The sequence below is a fragment of the Christiangramia flava JLT2011 genome, assembly GCF_001951155.1.
GTDB classification, from domain to species: domain Bacteria; phylum Bacteroidota; class Bacteroidia; order Flavobacteriales; family Flavobacteriaceae; genus Christiangramia; species Christiangramia flava.
Map to the genome: position 1 here is coordinate 1,898,298 of NZ_CP016359.1, position 19,733 is coordinate 1,918,030.

Here is a 19,733-nt window from a genome sequence, read left to right on the forward strand (position 1 = left end):
ATCTTAAAATATTAATGGGTACAAAAAATGGATCATGAAAAGACCCCCTATAAAAAAGCCAATTACTGCGATCAGGGAAGGCAACTGCAGGTTGCTCAGTCCTGAAATGGCATGTCCAGACGTACAACCTCCGGCATACCTTGCGCCAAAGCCTACCAACAGGCCACCAATGAAAAGAATGGCAATGTTAAAAGGATTGGTGAGGACTTCTGTCGCGAATAATTCTGGCGGAAGGTAACTTTTCCCGGCACTTGTAATACCATAATCGTTCGCCAGCTGGCTTGCGATTTCCGGGTTGATCTCCACTACGTTGTTGCTCATAAAATGCGCGGCTACAAATCCGCCGATTATGGCTCCCAAAACCACTGTAAGATTCCATCTTTCCGCTTTCCAGTCGAATTTAAAGAAATCGGCTTTGTTTCCGGCGCCAATGGCTGCACAGGCAGTTCTCAGGTTGGAAGACATCCCGAATTGTTTTCCAACGAACAGGAGCAGGAACATGACTAAGGCAATAAGCGGCCCGGAAATATACCACGGCCATGGATCTGTTATCAAATTCATATCAATTATTTTGGCACAAATATGCTGATTTTTTAAGCTTCATACGGTAACAAAAGTTACATCGCAGGCTGGCGAGCTTTGGTAGTGGTGCTATTTTCCTGTTTTCACCCCTACAAACCTGATCACGCAGCCCTCACCCTGATGGTGTTTTCCTTCGGAAAGTTCAACCAGTTCTTCCCGGAGTAAATTGAACTGAAGACCGGGAAATTCTGATTTTACTTCCGGGATGGAATACAGCATGGCTTCTTTTTTGGGTCCTCCGGAAGTTCTGCCGAGCTGGGATTTGGCAAAAGCTTCGAAAATTACCGTGCCGCCGGGCTTCAGAAATTTCAGCAGGTGCTGATTGGCATTTTTCCGAATTTCAGCCGGAAAATGCGCATAACTGAAAGCGATGACATCAAATTTTTCAGCCGACTCAAATTCCGCCGCATTCTGAACCTGAAAGTCTACCGAGACCTCGTTTTTAGAAGCCAGTTGCGTGGCCTTTTTCATTCCCTCTTCGGAAATATCGAAAGCAGTGACCTTCCACCCGTTTTTAGCGGCGTAAACAGCATTTCTGCCTTCCCCGTCTGCCGGTAATAAGATACTGCCGGGTTGCAGTTTTTCCAGTTGCTCTTGTAGAAAAAGGTTGGGAGTAATCCCGTAAATATATTCCGAGGCGGCGTAGCGCTCATTCCAGAACTCTTGTGCATCAGTGGTCATAAATAGAAAATTGTATGTTGGTTTTCCAGTGATCTGTCTCCAAAAATAAACCCGACTAACATAAATTTTTAGAAAAAAGAAGGTTGCAGTACAAACCGCAACCTTCCAGTTAAGTAGAGTTAGTAGTTATACTTCTTTGCCTTTTAGCATTTTGTTCCAGTAAAGGTATGGAAGACCATATTTTTTAAGGATCCACAGTCTCCAGTGTTCTTTGGAACTGTCTTTTATCAGGAGCTGTTTTAGTTTTGGATCGGGTTTGAAATTCTGGTCGTAATCAAATTCGGCCAGTACCATTTTGCCATAATCGGTTACCAGCGGGCAGGAAGAATATCCGTTGTAAGACAGGCTCCCAATGCGATCCTGTTGCATCAACAGGTCTATATTGTCTACCACGATGGGCACCTGTTTCCTGATTGCGGCCCCGGTTTTGGCAGTGGGCAGTCCCGCTACATCCCCAAGACTGAAAATATTGGGATATTTGCGATGTTGCAGGCTGTGCTTGTCTACATCTACCCAGCCGGCCTCGTTCACCAGTGAGGATTCGCGCACGAAAGCAGGAGCAACACTTGGCGGCGCGGTGTGCATCATATCGTAATGGATCCCGTACCGGCCGTTTTTCACGCTTACTTTAACATCTTTATAATTATAGACGAAATTTTTGTCGATTTTCACCGTATCGGTTTCTTCGGAACGAAGGATGCAGCCGCCTGCTTCCGGTTGTTTGACCAGTTCGTACCAGGCGATCTGGTTCTTGGCGTCCACTTCAACCAGTTTATGGAAAAACCTCAGGTTGATATCTTTCCTGTCAATAATGTTCATTAAGGTTTTGGCGATCTCTTTCACTCCGAAAATGATCGTTCCCGGAGTGGCAAAGACGATATTGGTTTTCGAGCGAACACCACTTTTTCTGAAATAACTTTCCGCCAGGTACATGATCTTCTGCGGCGCGCCACCACATTTAATGGGTGTTGCAGGCTGCGTAAAAAGCGCGGTCCCGCCTTTGAAATTTTTCAGGACTTTCCAGGTGTGTTCAGGATCGGTATAATTGCTGCAAACCACGCCTTTGTCCATAGCTTCTCCCAGGCCGGGAATCAGACTGTAATCGTATGTGAGTCCTGGCGCCACTACGAGGTAATCATAAGAAATATCGCCGCTGCTGGCGGTATGTACGAGGTTGTTTTCTGGGTCGAAGCCGGTTGCTTTATCTTTGATCCATTCTGCCCCTTTCGGGATGACCTTGGACATTGGTTTCGCCGTCTTCTTATAATCAAAAGTTCCGGCGCCTACGAGTGTCCATGCCGGCTGGTAATAATGGGTGTCTGCCGGTTCGATAATGGCGACACTATTTGTCTTTTTTTGCCTGAGTAGTTGTGCTGCGGTCATGATGCCGGCTGTGCCGCCCCCTATGATGAGCACTTGAAATTTAGTTGCCATGGTTGTGAATTTAGATATTAAAGATAAGCCTCAGGGCTTAAATTTCCGGTAACATTGGTTACACTACAGCGGTTATAACTCTCTGTATTAAGCGCGATTATATTTTTCCGGTGATAAAATCAGCAGCCATTTTCGCATGTAAATCGGTAGTGGAAAGTAGCGGAATATCATAAGCCACATTTTGGAAAAGAATAGGCAGTTCGGTGCATCCTAAAATAATACCATCGGCGCCACGAGCTTTCAGGAGGTCCATCTGGTTCAGGAAGAATTTTCTGCTTTCCTCCGTGAATTGGCCCTGTGTTAATTCGCAGGAAACATAATCGTGAGCAGTAGACAGGCAGTGAGCTTCCGGGATCAGGGTATTGATGCCAAAATCTTCTTTTAGGATCTTCGGAATAAAACCTTTGGTCATCGTGGGTTTATTTCCCAGCAGTCCCAAAGTTTTTAGACCAAGACTTTTGGCTTCGGCTCCAGTCGCAGAGGCGATATGCAGAATGGGGATATTGATCTTCGGTTGCACGTAATCATAGACCAGATGCGGTGTGTTCGCGCAGATTACAATAGCTTGAGCGCCTGCTTTTTCCAGCATCTGGCTTGTTTGCAGGTAAGCTGCGTTGATCTTTTCAAAATCCTGGGAACGCATTAGTTCGATATTTTCGCTGTATACCAGCATAGGCGGATTTTTTGCCGTTCCGATCTCTTTTTGCACCAGTTCATTGATCAGTTTATAATAAACTATGGTCGAATGATAGGAGGTGCCGCCAATTAACCCGATTTTTTTCATTAAAAAGATATTTAAGGTCCAAAGCTGTTGCTAATAATTACCAATACCGCCCTGCAGGTCATAGATCTCTGTAAAACCTTCCTGCTTCAGTAATCTTGCGGCTTTCTGGCTGCGGTTTCCGGAACGGCAATACAGGTAAAGCGGCTTGTTTTTGTCGAGTTTCTTAACGCCGTTCAGCAGCTGTTGTGGCTGAAAAAAATCCAGGTTTACCGCGTTTTTGATCGCGCCCTGGCTAAATTCAGCTTTCGTACGAACATCTATCAACTGCACTTTTTTGTTTTGTACCGCATCTCTGAACGCTTCCGGGGAAAGAACCCTGATCGTATCATCCTGTACTCCTGTTCCAAATAACCTGTTCAAGAACATATTTTTTAAATTTTAGTTACTACTTAGTTACCGGTAAAAGTACTCTGTAAGACTGATCCTGGCAGTAACCTGTGTTACGTTTGAGCATGAAAAAAGCGGCAGAGCTGCCGCTTTTATTCTAACCATTTAAATAAAACTACATCAATAATCACAACGACAGTTGCTAAGTAAAAATCTATTTTTTCGCAGGTCTTTTAATTATGACGTAAATTTAAGCAGCAAAAATCACTGCTACAGCAACTCGTGTTACACAAAACCCCCGTCTTATGAAATTTCAGGATTCTTTGGATCTCTTCGGAAATGTGGATATCTATGTCATTGACCAGATACTGAAGGGACGTTATCAGCAAACCGAGACCATTCTCGACGCCGGGTGTGGGGAGGGCCGAAACCTGAAATGGTTCTACCGGAATAATTTTACGATCTACGGAATGGATCTGGACCCGGAAAGACTGAAAATGGCCAAAGTTCAGTATCCCGATTTTTCTGATAATTTCACGGAAGGAAGGCTGGACGAGCTGCCCTACGAAAACGAGTTTTTTCAACACGTGCTTTGCTGCGCCGTGCTGCATTTCGCTGAAGACCAGCAGCACTTCAGAAATATGTTCGCGGAGCTGGTGAGGGTTTTAAAACCCGGTGGGAGTTTGCTTATTCGGGTGGCTTCCAATATTGGTCTCGACGGGAAAAGTCCTGAAGTTCAGGATCCGAAGAACAAGAAAAGCGCGGGCTATTTCATCACACGTAATAATATTTCCGAAATATTGACCAGCTTTGAACTGGAGTTGATCGAGCCTGTTAAAACCACCAACGTGCAGGATGTCCGGGCCATGACCACCCTGGTTTTCAGAAAAAAATAAAGGGCAACCTTTCAGTCGCCCTTTTTAAATTTGAATGATTGTTTATTATAATGTCGAAGGACATACGTAATCTGAAGTTTTCACCCCGGCTTCTTTAATAGCCTTGAAACCTCCCTGTACATCCACCAGGTTGTGAATTCCACGGCTTTTCAGGATGGAGGCCGCGATCATGCTTCGATAACCGCCGGCACAATGCACATAGAAATCGGTGTTTTCAGGATATTCTGCTAAATGATCGTTGATCTCTGAAAGAGAGGTATGATTCGCATCGATCACATGTTCTGAAAGGTATTCGCCAGGTTTCCGAACATCAAAAACAGGAACATCTTCCGCATCTTTGATCGCTTTGAATTCGGTTGCCGGAATAGATTTAACGGTATCGATCTCTTTACCGGAATTTCTCCAGTTTTCGAATCCGCCTTCGAGATATCCCAGCGTATTGTCAAAACCAACTCGCGAGAGACGAGTGATCGCTTCCTCGATTCGGTCTTGATCGCCTATCAAAAGGATTGGCTGCTGCACATCCCTGATGAGGTCTCCAACCCATGGGGCAAAACTTCCGTCCAGCCCGATAAAAATAGATCCGGGCACATGGCCTTTTGCAAATTCATGCTGGTGACGAATGTCCAGCATCACGGCGCCAGTTTCATTAGCGGCAGCTTCAAAAGCATCTGGAGACAGGGCAACCTGGCCTTTTTCCATCACTTCTTCAATATTCTTATATCCTTCCTTGTTCATTTTCACGTTCATCGGGAAATAGGCTGGTGGCGGTAAAAGACCATCGGTTACTTCCTTGATGAATTCTTCTTTGGTCATATCGGCACGCAAGGCGTAATTCATTTCTTTCTGATGGCCCAGCGTGTCTACGGTTTCTTTCATCATGTTCTTTCCGCAGGCAGAACCGGCACCGTGCGCGGGATACACCATCAAATCATCAGAAAGCGGCATGATCTTTTCGCGAAGACTATCGAACAAGATTCCGGCAAGGTCTTCCTGGGTCATACTGGCTGCTTTTTGTGCCAGGTCTGGCCGGCCCACATCACCAAGAAACAGGGTGTCACCGGTAAAGATCGCGTGATCATTTCCGTTTTCATCCTTCAGAAGATAGGTGGTGCTTTCCATGGTGTGACCCGGGGTATGCAAGACTTTGAAGGTGATATTTCCTAATTGAAATTCCTGGTTGTCTTTAGCAATAATGGCGTCGAAATCTGGATTGGCGTTAGGGCCGTAAATGATAGGCGCACCGGTCTTTTCAGAAAGTGTGACGTGCCCGGAAACGAAATCGGCGTGAAAATGGGTTTCGAAAATGTATTTGATCCTGGCTCCGGCTTCTTCAGCTTTTTCAATGTACGGCTGAACTTCACGAAGCGGGTCGATAATGGCTACTTCTCCGTTGCTTTCAATATAATAAGCACCCTGGGCGAGGCAACCGGTATAAATTTGTTCAATTTTCATATTCGTATTTTTTTGAGGGAGAACTTCTTCAGCAATTTCAGCTGAATCATTCTACAGTTTTTAAAGTTAAAAAGATTATAGCGTTTTTTGGTAAGGTTTATTTCCACACCAGTTCTTTTGTTAAAATATATACGGCCATGACCAGCACGAACCAGCCAAAGGCTTTTTTCAGTTTTTTTCCGTCGATAAATTTATTGAGCCACACTCCTATAAAGATCCCGATGACGGAAAGCGCGGTGAAAGAGATCAGGAAAACCCAGTCTATGTCCATATTCTGAACATCCCCGATGAAGCCGATCAGCGACTTAATGGCGATGATGAATAAGGAAGTGGCCACAGCTTTTTTCATGGGTAATTTCGCCAGGAGTACCAGTGCCGGTATGATCAGGAAACCGCCGCCGGCACCTACGATCCCGGTAATGGTTCCCACCACGAGGCCTTCGATCACGATAATCGGGTAGTTATAAGAGACTTCCTGCTCTTCGTCATTTTCTTTGCGCTTGTTTCTGATCATGGAGATAGACGCCAGCACCATGATGATAGCAAAGAACAGCATGATGGCCAGGTTCTTTGTGATCATAATTCCTGCGACCTGGAAAAGGTTTTCCGGGAGTGCGGGTATCAGGAAAGCACGGGTAAGGTACACCGCGATAAATGCGGGAATGGCGAAGATGATCGCTGTGCGAAAGTCTACCATCCCTTTGAACATATTTCTGATGGCGCCTACCAGCGAGGTTGTTCCCACCACGAAAAGCGAATAGGCGGTGGCCAGCACAGGGTTTAGTGACAGAGCGTATACCAGGATCGGAACGGTGAGGATGGAACCACCTCCACCAATAAGACCTAAAGAAAGACCGATGAGGATCGCTCCTAAATAACCAAAGATTTCTACTAATTCCATTTTTAAATTTTGATGGAACAAAAGTAAATGGCAGAATCAACAGTTTTGGTAACCCTTGTTACACGGGCATTTAGCGCGGTTTTATTTTTTGGAAAGAAATGTTGAAACGGAAATCGGGATGTAAAAACAAAAAAGCCGACTGAAAAGTCGGCTTGATTTTAAGTACTCGAGGCGGGAATCGAACCCGCACTTCCGAAGAAACTGGATTTTGAATCCAGCGCGTCTACCAATTCCGCCACTCGAGCATAATTGGACGGCAAAAATAGGAAATTTTGCAAGAATCAAAATGATTTTTGTGAAAATTAATATTCATGGTGTAAGTAATTGATAGTCAATTTTTAATATTTTAGTGATCTAACTTGCTACACATGAAAATTTCAATCCTTCGGGTTCTTCTGTGCCTGAGCCTTCTCGTTTCCTGTTCCAAAGATGAACCGTCTGATCCTGAAAATATTCCGGAGACAGAAAGCTTTGAACTGGAAGAAAAGATTGTTGGAACATGGAATGTGGATAATTCGGAAACCCTTGCCAGTGAAGGCTTCGAGAAACAATCTGCCGACGCCTGTTATTTTTACAGCTTTATTTTTCATGCCGATGGAACATTTATAATCAACTATCGAGGTGGAACCTTAACAGGAAATTATACAGTTAAGAGTGAAAAACAAATTGATCTGGGAAATGCTGGTGAATTGGGGAACATAAGGTTCACAAACGAATCGCTTTCTTTCTCGGCTCAACTAACTGATATTTGTTCTAAGAACATTCAGTCCAGCCCGGGCAATGTTCATGAAGTTGGTGAGTGTTATTCATTTCTAAATTGTAATGACGCGACAGTTTGGCAAGCTGAAATTGATGGTACAAAAATATTTATCGAATTTAAGGATTACGACAATGGTACCTGGTTCAGGCGATACGAGAATTGGAATGCTTACAGGTGCTATTCGGTGGAAAATAACCAGATCCATGAGGGTGAATTGGTATTGACCGACAACTCGCCAAATCGTTTAAGTTTTATTCATTCAAAAACTTCCGGAAATGTGATATATACCTATGGAATAATTGATGGAGAACTAAAGGAGTTTATCAATGGTGAATCCACCGAATCCAGAGCGTACCAACCGGTAGAAAGAAGTGAACTGGAATCTTTATTGACAACGGAATGCGGAGAAAAAACCTACGTGCCAGATGATGAATTTGAAGGGTATCTGATAAGTTTAGGTTACGACAATGTTTTAGACAATTATGTTCTTACGGAGAAAATAAAAATTATAGCCGATCTAAGTTTAGCTTTTGATGAAAATATGGATGTTTCACTGGAGGGTATAGAAGATTTCACAGCCTTACAAAAGCTAGACATTTGGTATGGGAAAATTGCAGAAATCAATCTTTCGAATAATAAGAATTTGGAGCGGCTTTTTATGAGTTCTCCGGTTTTAGAATCGTTAGATCTTAGTTCTAATTCAAAGCTCCAATCTTTTTATTACGAAAGAGGAAAAGCCAAAACAATTTTGCTTCCTCAATCGGGAAGTCTGCGCGGGTTTGAAATTACTTATACCGAGTCGATTGAAACCATGGATATTTCCAATCAGCCAAATCTGGAATATGTCATTATAGAAAGTGAAAATTTTAGGGAATTGATAAGCGATACTGATTCAAATCTAAAAGATCTACAATTAAATAGTTTTGTATTAGAGGAACTAAACTATTCTTTATTTCCGAATCTGGAGCGTCTGAGTATAGGCTATACTAAAATAAATGATTACAATTGGAGCGCTTTAAAAGAACTTCGAGAGCTTTTCTTGTATAATACCGAGAATGTTTCAACTCTTAATCTGTCCGACAATCAAAAATTAGAGAATATTTCATTTTCGACATTCTCTCTCAACTCTCTCGATATCTCGGCTAATTTAAATCTGAATGGCATGTTTTTAACAAGAATGGATAATTTATCTTGTGTGAAGGTCGATCAGGTTCATTTAGATCGAATGCAGCAGCAGCCGTTAATGTGGAATAGTGATGATCATATTAGCTTTTCACTAAACTGTGATTAACGGAAGTATTATTTTTTTGAGATTTTCATGAATTATAATTGAAAACTGAAATCTTCTGGGAAATCATTGGTGGAAATCCGTAAATTCCGCTGCAGTTTTTTAGTTCATTCCAAAATCTCATTTTTTATGATCTCCAGATCCATTTTCCTGATTGCCTTTCTCTTTGTAAACCTGGTTTCTTTTGCTCAGGCCGAAGTTTACGAACTCCGTACCTATTATTTAAAATTCGGAACTTCTGAAAAGACGCTTCACGAATATTTCGAACAGGCCCTGATTCCGGCTTTGAACCGTAACGGAGTGGAAGTGGTAGGCGTTTTTGAAGAGGCCGATCCAACCTTGCCGAAAAAATTGTATGTACTCATTCCTTATAAGAACATGCGGGAATTTGAACAAATATCGGGCTTGTTGCAGGAAGACGAATCCTTACAGCAGGCGGCTGCGTCTTTTTGGGCGATTTCTCCCGATAAATTTCCGTACCAGCGGTATGAAACCAGTTTGATGCTCGCCGAAAGCGGATTTCCAAATCTTCAGAAACCAGCCGAAGGATCTAATTTTTTCGAGTTGCGTACCTACCAGGGTTATAATGAGGACGCACTGCGACGAAAACTGAAAATGTTCAACGAAGAGGAGTTCAATATTTTTAAAAACATCAATTTTCCAATCGTGTTCTTCGGGAAGAATATTGCGGGTGACCAGATGCCTTCGCTAACCTACCTGCTGGTCACTAAAGACCGCAAGGAGAACGGCGAAGCCTGGCAGCGATTTGGAACTGACAGCGACTGGAAGCGAATTTCAGGAATGAAAGAATATGAAAATACGGTGTCTAATATCATCCAAACCTATTTGCGGCCTCTGTCTTTTTCCCAGCTTTAATCGCTGCAAACTTTTTCAAACCGCACTTTCCTGATGCCGTACTCGGTATCGTATTCGAGTACTTTGGAAAAGCCCATTTGGAGGTAAAGCTGTGTTGCCGGCTCATTGGCGAGTCCGGTTTCCACAGTAAAAAGTGGGGTTTGGTACTGCTCAAAGGCATGAGCTACCAGTTTTCTGCCAATCCCTTTTCGGAAATATTTCGGCTGGACCACCAGGCTCTGGATGTGAACCGAGGCTGTTTTTTTATCAATCTCCATGACAGCGGCCAGTTCGTCTTTCATATAATATCCGAAGAACTGATTGTCGCTGTTGGTAAATGCTTCCAGCGGTCTTTTCAGCGGAGGAAAATCAGTGGCTTGCAGCAGTTCGGCCTCTACCGCATAGGAAATTTGAAATACGGCGCGAATATCTTCGGAAGTGGTTCGGTTTTGATGCGTCAGTTTTTTGATCATTTTTCTGAAATTTCGACTGTTTTTCAACAGAATCGGCTCGAATTTAGCCATTTTCAGAAAAATAAAAGGATTCTTGCAGGTCTTCCTGATTTAGCTTCTGCGGGACGGAATAATTCTTAAATTTGCAGCACTGAAAACACAACTAAACAACACAACATGGCTGCTACTGAAGCTAAAATTTTTACCTGTACTCAAAGCCGCGAACTCGCGGAAAAGATCGCCGAACATTACGGAAGCAAATTAGGGAATGTGATCACTTCCACTTATAGTGATGGTGAATTCCAGCCTTCCTTTGAAGAATCGGTTCGTGGTTCCCGGGTTTTTATCATTGGTTCCACGCATCCGGGCAGTGATCACCTTATGGAAATGCTTCTGATGCTGGATGCCGCAAAAAGGGCTTCCGCGAGACATATTACCGCGGTGATGCCCTATTTTGGCTGGGCACGACAGGATCGTAAAGACAAACCGCGTGTGCCAATTGCGGCCAAAATGATCGCCAGTATCCTGGAAACTGCGGGTGCCACCCGTATTATTACGATGGACCTCCACGCCGACCAGATCCAGGGGTTTTTTGAAAAACCGGTAGACCACCTGTTTGCCAGCACCGTTTTTCTTCCGTATTTGAGAAGTCTGAATTTGGACAATCTTACGGTGGCTTCTCCCGATATGGGCGGTTCCAAAAGGGCATATGCCTATTCCAAAGCGCTGGAGAGCGATGTGGTGATTTGTTACAAGCAGCGCGCCAAGGCCAATGTGATTTCTCATATGGAACTCATTGGTGATGTGACCGGTAAGAATGTGGTGCTCGTGGATGACATGGTCGATACGGCAGGGACGCTGACCAAAGCGGCTGATTTGATGATGGAAAGAGGAGCGAAGTCGGTAAGAGCGATCTGTACACACCCGGTTCTTTCAGGTGAGGCCTACGATCGTATCGAAAAATCAAAATTACTGGAACTCATCGTGACAGATTCCATTCCGTTGCGACAGGAAAGCAGAAAGATCAAAGTGGTAAGCTGTGCCGAACTTTTTGCAGATGTGATGAAGCGCGTGCATGATAACCGTTCCATCAGTTCGAAGTTCCTGATGTAATCATACAGAATTTTTAGCGGTGAGAGGCTGTTCCGGTTCCATTTCGTCGGGTTTTTCCAGCGAAAAGATCTCCAGCTTCTTACCGGTAACTTTTTCCAGTAAGCCTGCTTTTCGGGTAGCGCCCCAGATTTCCAGTTCGGGATCGGCCATGGTTTTGATCAAAAACCGGATCTGCTTCTGCTCGTTTTCGATCTCCAGTTTTTGTACATTTTGGTAATGGCTGCGGTCCAGGCCATCAGCAATTCTCAATATTGCCGATAGTTTTCGGATCTTTTTCCTAACAGATTTCCGAAGTTTTTTATAGAATTTGTGCCTCTTTTTACTTGGCGTGGAACGGCGGTGATAGCGTGCAACGTGTGCCATGATATTGATCTCATCTTCCGTAAAGCCCCGCAAATCTGAGTTCCTGATGAGGTATAAGGCATGTTTGTGGTGTTTCCGGTAGGAAACATAATAGCCAATATCGTGCAGCAGGCAGGCATATTCCAGCAATTCGCGGTCTTTTTCTTCCAGTTCCAGCTCCTTTTTGAAAACGTCGAATATCTGCAGCGCCATTTTTGCCACGTGGGCAGAATGTTCCTCCATCCAGTTGCATTTTCTAAGCAATTCATAGATGCTGCGTTTCCTGGGATGCGGAAAATCCTGCACCATGGCGAGTTTTGGCTGTTCTTTTTGAATGAATTCCAGGATCATCCCGTCTCTCAATGCGGCTTCGGAAATTTTGATATGTTCAATAGGTAACTTTTCCAACAGCAACTTCACCAGTACCATCCCGGGGTTGATAATGTCGATCCGTTTTTCGTCCAGTTGTTTGATATTGGAGCGCTGCTTGCGATCCATCTGGATGAAATCTTTATAGAGTTCCTGGAACGCTGAAGTTTCGAAAACCAGTTCGTTGAGAGTAATATCAGCTGGTAGGGACTGCCTGCTGGCCACCATCGCCCCGATGTTCTCCATGGTTCCAGAAGAGCCGATAATGGTTTTAACCTCGTGCTTTTCGGCCGTTTTAAATACTTTTTTGAGCTTTTTGCGGAAATGTTTTTCAAGTTTTTTGATCTCCTTTCCAGAGATCGGGTCGTTTTCCACAAACCTGGCAGACATCCGGGCGACGCCCAGTTTAAGGCTGTTATGGTACAGCATTTCTTTATGATTGCCAATAATGAATTCCACGCTTCCGCCGCCAATATCCACCATGAGCACCATTTCGTCATTGAGGGAAATACTGTGGCGCACGGCATAGCCAATGAGTTGTGCCTCGCGCTTTCCAGGGATCGCTCGCGCTTTGATCTGGGTTTCCGCGTAAATTCGCTGAATGAATTCCCCGCCGTTCTTGGCTTCTCGAATTGCACTGGTGGCAAAAGCGAGAATGCTTTCCACTTCCTGGCTGTCACAAAGAAATTTGATGCGCTTGAGTGCATCGAGACCCCGTGTCATGGCCTCTTCGCTGAGGTGGTCACTCATGCCCTTCTCAGCAAGAATGACCATTTCTTTCAGTTTATCCACCGTTCGAAAACTGCCGTCGGGATAGATGTCTACGATCACGGCATGAAAGGAATTGGTACCCAGGTCTATCGCGGCGATTCGTTTAAAGGGAGTTTCGATTTCAGTAGTGGTCATGAGCGAATTTTCGGTGTTTTGGCAAATTTCAAGTTACTTAAAAATGGGATGACAAAGTTTTAAGTATTTGTGAAAAAAGCCCGTCATACGGAAATGCTTCGGAAATACTGAATAATTTCTGTTTCAGTGTTTTATAGCTGAAGAAAAAAACTTACTTTTGCAGCCTGAAAAATTTTTCCGCAGGTGAAGGCTTTCTGAAAAAACGACTGACGACACCTGTCTTAACAAAAAAGTTTTATAATGAAATCAATTACGATCAACGGATCTAAAAGAGAAAGCGTAGGCAAGAAGGCAACGAAGGCTCTACGTAATGCTGGACAGGTTCCTTGCGTATTGTACGGGGTAGAAGGGGATCCACTACACTTTGCAGCTGAGGAAATCGCATTCCAGAACCTTGTGTATACTCCAGATGTACACACGGTAAAAATTAAATTGAAAAGTGGTGAGTCTTATGCCGCAATCCTTCAGGATATCCAGTTCCACCCGGTGACTGACGCGATCATGCACATGGATTTCTACCAGATTTTTGATGACAAGCCAATCACTATGGAAATTCCAATTCACACAGAAGGTGTTGCAAGAGGAGTTAAAAATGGTGGTGTATTGAGATATAACCTTCGTCGTTTGAAAGTTAGAGGTTTGCCAGGTGATCTTCCAGATTACATCATTGCAAACGTAACTAAACTGAAGATCGGTCAGAAACTGTATGTGACTGCCGTAACCAGCGATGATTACAAGATTCAGCATCCAGATAACACTGTAATCTGTCAGGTAAGAACTTCACGTAACATCGTGGAAGATCTTGAAGACGATGAGGATGAAGACGAAGTAGCAGCTGATGAGGTTCCAGCAACTGAAACTGATGATGTTGCAGCTGTAAAAGAAGGAGAAGACAACTAGTCGTCTTACTTTCATAATTTTAAAAGCATTCCAGGTTGGTTTTTTCCAATTTTCGGAATGCTTTTTTTTTGAATAAACTTGCAACCCGGTTTTACTTCTTGAAAGTGTCTTATTAATTTTATCTTTACCAAAACAAAGTTGGATGCTTTCATTCTTCGGCAGAATATTGCGGAAAAAGAAACCCGGGGAGAAAATTGATCCCATGAAGAAGTTTTTGATCGTTGGCCTGGGAAATCCGGGCGAGAAATACGAGAATACCCGTCATAATATCGGTTTTAAGATCCTGGAGGAACTCGCCGGTGAAAAAGAGGTGCATTTTGAAACCCAGAAGCTGGGCGATGTCGCTAGTTTTCGCTTTAAAGGCCGAACCTTCATTTTACTCAAACCCAATACCTATATGAATTTAAGCGGAAAGGCAGTAAATTACTGGATGCAGAAGGAGAAGATCGCACTGGAGAATTTACTCGTGGTGACCGATGATCTCAATTTGCCGTTCGGAACCCTTCGGCTCAAAACCAAAGGCAGTGACGGCGGGCATAACGGGCTCAAAGATATCCAGGCGCAACTGAACACCACGAAATACAACCGCTTCCGGTTTGGGATCAGCGACCAGTTCTCAAAAGGGCAGCAGGTAGATTACGTATTGGGAGAATGGAACGAGCAGGAACGAAAGGAGTTGCCGGAACGCCTGAAAATATCAGCAGAACTCATCCAGTCATTTGGAACGGCCGGGGTATCCAACACCATGAATTCATTTAACGGAAAATAGCAGATTTGGAAAGACATAGAGGCGCGAATTCGTTTACCAGTGAAAACCAGACGGTGGTGACCATCGGTACTTTTGATGGCGTTCACGCCGGGCATCGCAAGATCATTGAGCGACTGGTGAATTCGGCAAAAGCCAATTCCCTGGAATCGGTAGTGCTTACTTTTTTTCCGCATCCACGAATGGTGCTGCAGAAGGAAAGCGGTATCGAACTCATCAATACCATCGAGGAACGCGTGCAGTTGCTGGAGGATACCGGCATCGATCACCTGGTCATTCATCCTTTCACCATTCAGTTTTCCAGGTTGACAGCCCAGGAATTCGTTCGCGACATCCTGGTTCATAAACTCCGTGCAAAAAAGATCATTATTGGTTACGATCATCGCTTCGGAAGAAACCGTACGGCTAATATCGAAGACCTGAAGCGATTCGGGGAAGAATATGGTTTTGAGGTCGAGGAGATCAGTAAACAGGAAGTGGAGGAAGTAGCGGTAAGCTCCACCAAGATCAGGAATGCACTGGCTGAAGGTGAGGTAGAAAAGGCCAATACCTATCTTACCCATCCATTTATGCTCAGCGGAACTATCGTTCGCGGAAGGGGAATTGGCAAAGACCTGGGTTTTCCTACGGCCAATTTGCAGCTGGAAGAGGATTATAAACTGATCCCGAAAAATGGCGTGTATGTCGTATCTGCGAGAATTAACGGAATTTTGAAGTACGGAATGATGAACATTGGTACTAATCCAACCGTTGGCGGTAAGGAAAAGACCATTGAAACGAATTTTTTTGAGGTCAACCAGGACCTGTATGATCAAAAACTGCAAATCCGGCTACTGAAGCGTATTCGGGATGAAAAGAAGTTTGCTTCCGTGGAAGAATTGAAAAAAGCCATGCAGCAGGACCGTGCATTTTCTGAAAATTATATAGCTGAAATCAATGCTTGATCGCTGGCTTTTTAAACGGGTAGACAACGCGGCCCTGGTGGTCTTTCGCGTGCTATTCGGCTTATTGATCTCGATCGAAGCCTTTGGCGCCATATTTTCCGGCTGGGTAAGACGCACCATGATCGAGCCCAATTTCACCTTTAATTTTATAGGCTTTGAATTTTTGCAACCCCTTCCTGGAAACGGAATGCTTTGGTATTACGGAGTCATGGGGCTGTTTGGTATTTTTGTGATGCTTGGTTTTCGGTACCGGGTAAGCATGATTTGTTACGGCATCATGTGGGCATCGGTCTACCTGATGCAGAAATCCAGTTATAACAACCATTATTACCTGCTCATGTTGCTGTGTTTCATCATGAGCCTGTTGCCAGCACATCGCTGGTTTTCGATCGATGCCTGGCGACATCCCGAAATTCGGAAGATTTCCATGCCGCGCTGGGTCTGGCTGTTTATCGTCGTGCAATTGTGGATCGTCTATTCATATGCTTCGATCGCAAAATTATATCCTGACTGGCTGGATGGTTCGTTCCCGGCCATGCTCATGCGCTCCAAAGCCGATTACTGGCTGGTAGGTGATTTTCTCCAGAAATGGTGGATCAAATATGCCATCGCGTACTTCGGACTCTTTTTTGACTTTTTGATCATTCCGTTATTGCTGTGGAGACGAACCAGGGTTCCGGCATTTCTGGCGGCGATCTTCTTTCACCTTTTCAACAGTTTTATTTTTCATATCGGGATCTTTCCGTATCTGTCGCTGGCCTTCTGTATCTTTTTCTTTCCGGTGGAAAAAGTCAATAAAGTCTTCCTTCGGGGAAAAAAACCGTTTTATGATGGAGATGAAGTGATCGTTCCATCTCATAGGAATTTCCTTCTCGCTTTCTTCGGAATTTGGTTTACGGTGCAGCTCTGTTTACCGCTGAGGCACTGGTTTTTTCAGGATGATGTACTCTGGACCGAGGAAGGGCATCGTTTAAGCTGGCGCATGATGCTGCGTGGCAAAAGCGGCCGGGTGACCTTTAAGGTGGTGGAAAAGGGAACTCAGGATACGATTATTGTGGATAAAGACGAATATTTGTCGCGAAAGCAGTTACGTGCCATACCTTCCAAGCCGGATATGATCTGGCAGTTCGCACAGCGATTGAAAGAAGAATATGCTGAAAAAGGTATGGATGTTTCGGTTTTTGCGGAAGGAAAAGTCAGTGTAAACGGCGGGGACTATCACCCGCTTATTGATCCCAAAGTAGACCTGGCCGCCGAGGAATGGAAACAGTTCTCGCACCACGACTGGATCTTACCTTCCGAAGGAAAATAGCAGCTTCAGTTTTTTTATAACGGTTGAATCTATAACTTAGAGCGAATTCTAAGATCTAAAAATGAGATTTCAACTGTTAATAGTTTTCTTTTTATGCTGTTTTTCCGCCGTTGCACAAGAAGATATCATAATTGGGAAAACCAGCCATCTTTATTCTGAAATTCTCCAGGAAGACCGCATCCTGGAAATTCATCTTCCGAAGAATTACGACAAAGATCCTGATAAAACCTACCCTGTTCTCTACCTTCTGGATAGCTATTTCAATTTTTCGCATGCCGTGGGGACGGTAGATTACCTGTACCTCAACAGGCTTATTCCGGAAATGATCATCGTGGGCGTAAGGAATACCAATAGAAATCGTGATCTTAGCCCGGAATCACCAGATCTGAGTCAGGAAGAGCAGGACCGGCTTGGGCTTACGGGCCAGGCCGATGATTTTATGGCCTTCCTGGAGCAGGAGCTGATTCCGTATATTCGCTCCGTCTATCGAGCCGCGCCTTACGAGGTGCTAACGGGACATTCCTTGGGCGGACTTTTCAGCACGTATACCTTTTTTAAAAATCCGAAACTTTTCGATGCCTATATTACCATCAGCCCTAGTTTGTGGTACCACAACGATCTTATTTCCAAAGAATTTGAAGAGGTTTTTGAAGATCCTTCGGATCTGAGCGCCAGCTTTTACCTTACCATAGCCAGCGAAAATAAAGGCACGATGCGGGGCGATACTTATAAGCTCAGCGGAAGGTTCATGAATTACATCAACAAACACGAAAAGGCTGATCTGCGTTTCCATTTTGAACCTATGCCAGAGGAAACGCATCAATCTACGGGTCTTCCGGCGCTGTTCAACGGGTTGCGATTTGTCTTTGCGCCAACGCAGTATGAAATTCCGCGTACAAGGGAAGAGATCATTGGGAATGGAGGCCCGGAACAGGTAATACAGGATGTGCAGAAATATTTTGAGAAGCTTACTGAAAAATATGGTTTTCAGGTGGATGACCAGGAAACGCTGATCGATCTTGGGTTTGCACTGATGCGTCTTGACGATTTTAAGGAAGATGCCATCAAAGCTTTTGGAGCGAATGTGGCAGCACATCCTGAATCTTTTGACGCTTATTCTACCTTGGGAATGGCCTATGAACAGGTTCAACAGCTTCAGAAGGCTAAAGAAAATTATGAGATGGCACTGAAACTGGTGAAAAGAACGGAAAACCCGGAATGGGAATTTTACCAGGCCGATCTCGACCGGGTGAACCGCAAAATTGCCAACAAGGACGAAGCCAGCGAATAGCCGAATTTCAGGTCGATTATCTTCCCGGCTTTTGTTACATTTGTGCCCTCATAAATCATTGTAAAAAGTAGACCATGTTACAGGTTTCTAATATTGCGGAAAATAAGGATGCGTACATCCAGGCATTGAAGAAGAGAAAATTTGATGCAAAAGAGGTTTTTGATAAAGTGTTGAGTCTCGATGAAAAAAGAAAATCGACGCAGGCAAAACTGGATGAAACCCTCTCATCTTCCAATAAACTTTCCAAAGAGATTGGGCTGCTTTTTAAAAATGGGGAACATCAGAAAGCTAATTTGCTGAAGGAAAAGACCGGAAAACTAAAGGAAGATTCCAAAATACTTTCCGAAGAGCTGAACGCTGCCGTGGAAGAACTTCAGAAATTGTTATATACCATCCCGAACATCCCGCACGATTCGGTACCCGAAGGAACGAGCGATGCCGATAATGAGGAGGTTTTTCGTGAAGGAGAAGTTCCGGAACTTGCTGAAGGCTCTCTGCCACACTGGGAACTGGCAAAAAAATACGATATCATAGATTTTGAACTGGGCAACAAGATTACCGGCGCCGGTTTTCCGGTTTATAAAGGCAAGGGAGCAAGACTGCAACGAGCCTTGATCACCTGGTTTTTAGATAAGGCTACAGAAGCCGGTTATACCGAATTTCAGGTTCCATTGATGGTCAACGAAGCTTCCGGTTTTGGGACCGGCCAGTTGCCAGATAAGGAAGGGCAGATGTATCACGTTACCAACGACGACCTGTATCTCATCCCTACTGCGGAAGTGCCGATCACGAACATGTTTCGCGATAACCTGATGCTGGAAAAAGATTTTCCGGTAAAATGCACCGGTTATACGCCTTGCTTCCGAAGAGAGGCCGGTTCGTATGGTGCACACGTTCGTGGACTCAACCGTTTGCACCAGTTCGATAAAGTGGAGATCGTTCGCCTGGAAAGAGCGGAGAAATCATACGAAGCTTTGGATGAAATGCTGGAGCACGTAAAGAACCTGTTGCGCGAACTGAAATTACCGTACAGGATCCTGAGACTTTGTGGGGGAGATCTTACATTCACCTCGGCGTTGACCTATGATTTTGAAGTGTTCTCGACCGCGCAGGATCGCTGGCTGGAGATCAGTTCGGTTTCGAATTTTGAAACTTACCAGGCCAACAGGTTGAAATTGAGATATAAAGATACTGAAGGAAACAAGCAGCTGGCACACACCCTGAACGGAAGTGCCCTGGCATTGCCGCGCGTGCTCGCCGGAATCCTGGAAAATTACCAGACCGGGAACGGTATTAAAGTTCCGGAAGTTCTGGTGCCTTATTGCGGCTTCGATACCATCGATTAATTCTACCGAAAAACCATAAAAACAGCGCA

Annotated in this window: 19 protein-coding genes and 1 tRNA gene; 10 read left to right on the forward strand and 10 right to left on the reverse strand. The window is 44.3% G+C overall.

What is annotated here, in order from left to right:
- Positions 1-3: 3 nt before the first annotated feature.
- The 5 genes from GRFL_RS08175 to GRFL_RS08195 form a co-directional block, all read right to left on the reverse strand.
- Positions 4-561 carry a YeeE/YedE family protein gene (locus GRFL_RS08175; protein ID WP_083644153.1) on the reverse strand — a complete coding sequence of 186 codons (558 nt, stop codon included), beginning with the start codon at positions 559-561 and terminating at the stop codon, positions 4-6.
- A gap of 90 nt (positions 562-651) precedes the next feature.
- Positions 652-1,263 carry a class I SAM-dependent methyltransferase gene (locus GRFL_RS08180; RefSeq protein ID WP_083644154.1) on the reverse strand — a complete coding sequence of 204 codons (612 nt, stop codon included), beginning with the start codon at positions 1,261-1,263 and terminating at the stop codon, positions 652-654.
- Positions 1,264-1,389: 126 nt separating this feature from the next.
- Entirely contained in the window at positions 1,390-2,697 is a 1,308-nt protein-coding gene (locus tag GRFL_RS08185; RefSeq protein WP_083644155.1) for an NAD(P)/FAD-dependent oxidoreductase, read from the reverse strand.
- Positions 2,698-2,794: 97 nt separating this feature from the next.
- The gene (locus GRFL_RS08190; RefSeq protein WP_083644156.1) at positions 2,795-3,481 is read right to left on the reverse strand and encodes an aspartate/glutamate racemase family protein; all 687 of its coding nucleotides are present in this window, start codon (positions 3,479-3,481) and stop codon (positions 2,795-2,797) included.
- Positions 3,482-3,511: 30 nt separating this feature from the next.
- Complete coding sequence (locus GRFL_RS08195; protein WP_086047630.1) at positions 3,512-3,847, reverse strand: rhodanese-like domain-containing protein; 336 nt, start codon at positions 3,845-3,847, stop codon at positions 3,512-3,514.
- Positions 3,848-4,113: 266 nt separating this feature from the next.
- Here GRFL_RS08195 and GRFL_RS08200 point away from each other — a divergent pair, with 266 nt between their 5' ends.
- The gene (locus GRFL_RS08200; RefSeq protein ID WP_083644157.1) at positions 4,114-4,704 is read left to right on the forward strand and encodes a class I SAM-dependent methyltransferase; all 591 of its coding nucleotides are present in this window, start codon (positions 4,114-4,116) and stop codon (positions 4,702-4,704) included.
- A 45-nt stretch (positions 4,705-4,749) separates the two neighbouring features.
- Here GRFL_RS08200 and GRFL_RS08205 read toward each other — a convergent pair whose 3' ends face one another.
- From GRFL_RS08205 to GRFL_RS08215, 3 genes are all read right to left on the reverse strand, one after another.
- Entirely contained in the window at positions 4,750-6,159 is a 1,410-nt protein-coding gene (locus tag GRFL_RS08205; protein ID WP_083644158.1) for an MBL fold metallo-hydrolase, read from the reverse strand.
- A 97-nt stretch (positions 6,160-6,256) separates the two neighbouring features.
- Positions 6,257-7,060, reverse strand: a complete 804-nt coding sequence (locus GRFL_RS08210; protein ID WP_083644159.1) for a sulfite exporter TauE/SafE family protein — start codon at positions 7,058-7,060, stop codon at positions 6,257-6,259.
- A gap of 163 nt (positions 7,061-7,223) precedes the next feature.
- Positions 7,224-7,305 (reverse strand) — tRNA-Leu (locus tag GRFL_RS08215).
- 123 nt (positions 7,306-7,428) lie between these two features.
- Here GRFL_RS08215 and GRFL_RS08220 point away from each other — a divergent pair.
- Both GRFL_RS08220 and GRFL_RS08225 read left to right on the forward strand, forming a co-directional pair.
- The gene (locus GRFL_RS08220; protein WP_083644160.1) at positions 7,429-9,111 is read left to right on the forward strand and encodes a leucine-rich repeat domain-containing protein; all 1,683 of its coding nucleotides are present in this window, start codon (positions 7,429-7,431) and stop codon (positions 9,109-9,111) included.
- Positions 9,112-9,237: 126 nt separating this feature from the next.
- On the forward strand, positions 9,238-9,984 hold the full coding sequence (locus GRFL_RS08225) for an NIPSNAP family protein (protein WP_086047629.1): 747 nt from the start codon (positions 9,238-9,240) through the stop codon (positions 9,982-9,984).
- Here the strand turns inward: GRFL_RS08225 and GRFL_RS08230 are convergent.
- Entirely contained in the window at positions 9,981-10,436 is a 456-nt protein-coding gene (locus tag GRFL_RS08230) for a GNAT family N-acetyltransferase (RefSeq protein WP_083646031.1), read from the reverse strand. The genes GRFL_RS08225 and GRFL_RS08230 overlap by 4 nt on opposite strands.
- Before the next feature lie 156 nt (positions 10,437-10,592).
- Here GRFL_RS08230 and GRFL_RS08235 point away from each other — a divergent pair, with 156 nt between their 5' ends.
- Entirely contained in the window at positions 10,593-11,528 is a 936-nt protein-coding gene (locus GRFL_RS08235; protein WP_083644161.1) for a ribose-phosphate pyrophosphokinase, read from the forward strand.
- On the opposite strand, the gene GRFL_RS08240 is transcribed toward GRFL_RS08235, so the two are convergent.
- Complete coding sequence (locus tag GRFL_RS08240; protein WP_083644162.1) at positions 11,529-13,145, reverse strand: Ppx/GppA phosphatase family protein; 1,617 nt, start codon at positions 13,143-13,145, stop codon at positions 11,529-11,531. It lies immediately after the preceding gene.
- Between the two features lie 240 nt (positions 13,146-13,385).
- On the opposite strand from GRFL_RS08240, the gene GRFL_RS08245 reads away from it, so the two are divergent.
- The 6 genes from GRFL_RS08245 (at position 13,386) to serS (ending at position 19,704) form a co-directional block, all read left to right on the forward strand.
- The gene (locus tag GRFL_RS08245) at positions 13,386-14,045 is read left to right on the forward strand and encodes a 50S ribosomal protein L25/general stress protein Ctc (RefSeq protein WP_083644163.1); all 660 of its coding nucleotides are present in this window, start codon (positions 13,386-13,388) and stop codon (positions 14,043-14,045) included.
- A 142-nt stretch (positions 14,046-14,187) separates the two neighbouring features.
- Positions 14,188-14,814 carry an aminoacyl-tRNA hydrolase gene (pth, locus tag GRFL_RS08250; RefSeq protein ID WP_083644164.1) on the forward strand — a complete coding sequence of 209 codons (627 nt, stop codon included), beginning with the start codon at positions 14,188-14,190 and terminating at the stop codon, positions 14,812-14,814.
- 5 nt (positions 14,815-14,819) lie between these two features.
- Positions 14,820-15,755 carry a bifunctional riboflavin kinase/FAD synthetase gene (locus GRFL_RS08255; protein WP_083644165.1) on the forward strand — a complete coding sequence of 312 codons (936 nt, stop codon included), beginning with the start codon at positions 14,820-14,822 and terminating at the stop codon, positions 15,753-15,755.
- Positions 15,748-17,067 (forward strand): HTTM domain-containing protein, encoded by a 1,320-nt coding sequence (locus GRFL_RS08260; protein WP_083644166.1) that lies wholly within the window; start codon positions 15,748-15,750, stop codon positions 17,065-17,067. The genes GRFL_RS08255 and GRFL_RS08260 overlap by 8 nt, the downstream gene beginning before the upstream one ends.
- Before the next feature lie 61 nt (positions 17,068-17,128).
- Positions 17,129-18,358, forward strand: coding sequence for an alpha/beta hydrolase-fold protein (locus GRFL_RS08265; RefSeq protein ID WP_083644167.1), 1,230 nt, complete (start codon positions 17,129-17,131; stop codon positions 18,356-18,358).
- Between the two features lie 74 nt (positions 18,359-18,432).
- On the forward strand, positions 18,433-19,704 hold the full coding sequence (serS, locus tag GRFL_RS08270) for a serine--tRNA ligase (RefSeq protein WP_083644168.1): 1,272 nt from the start codon (positions 18,433-18,435) through the stop codon (positions 19,702-19,704).
- The last annotated feature ends 29 nt before the right edge of the window (positions 19,705-19,733 follow it).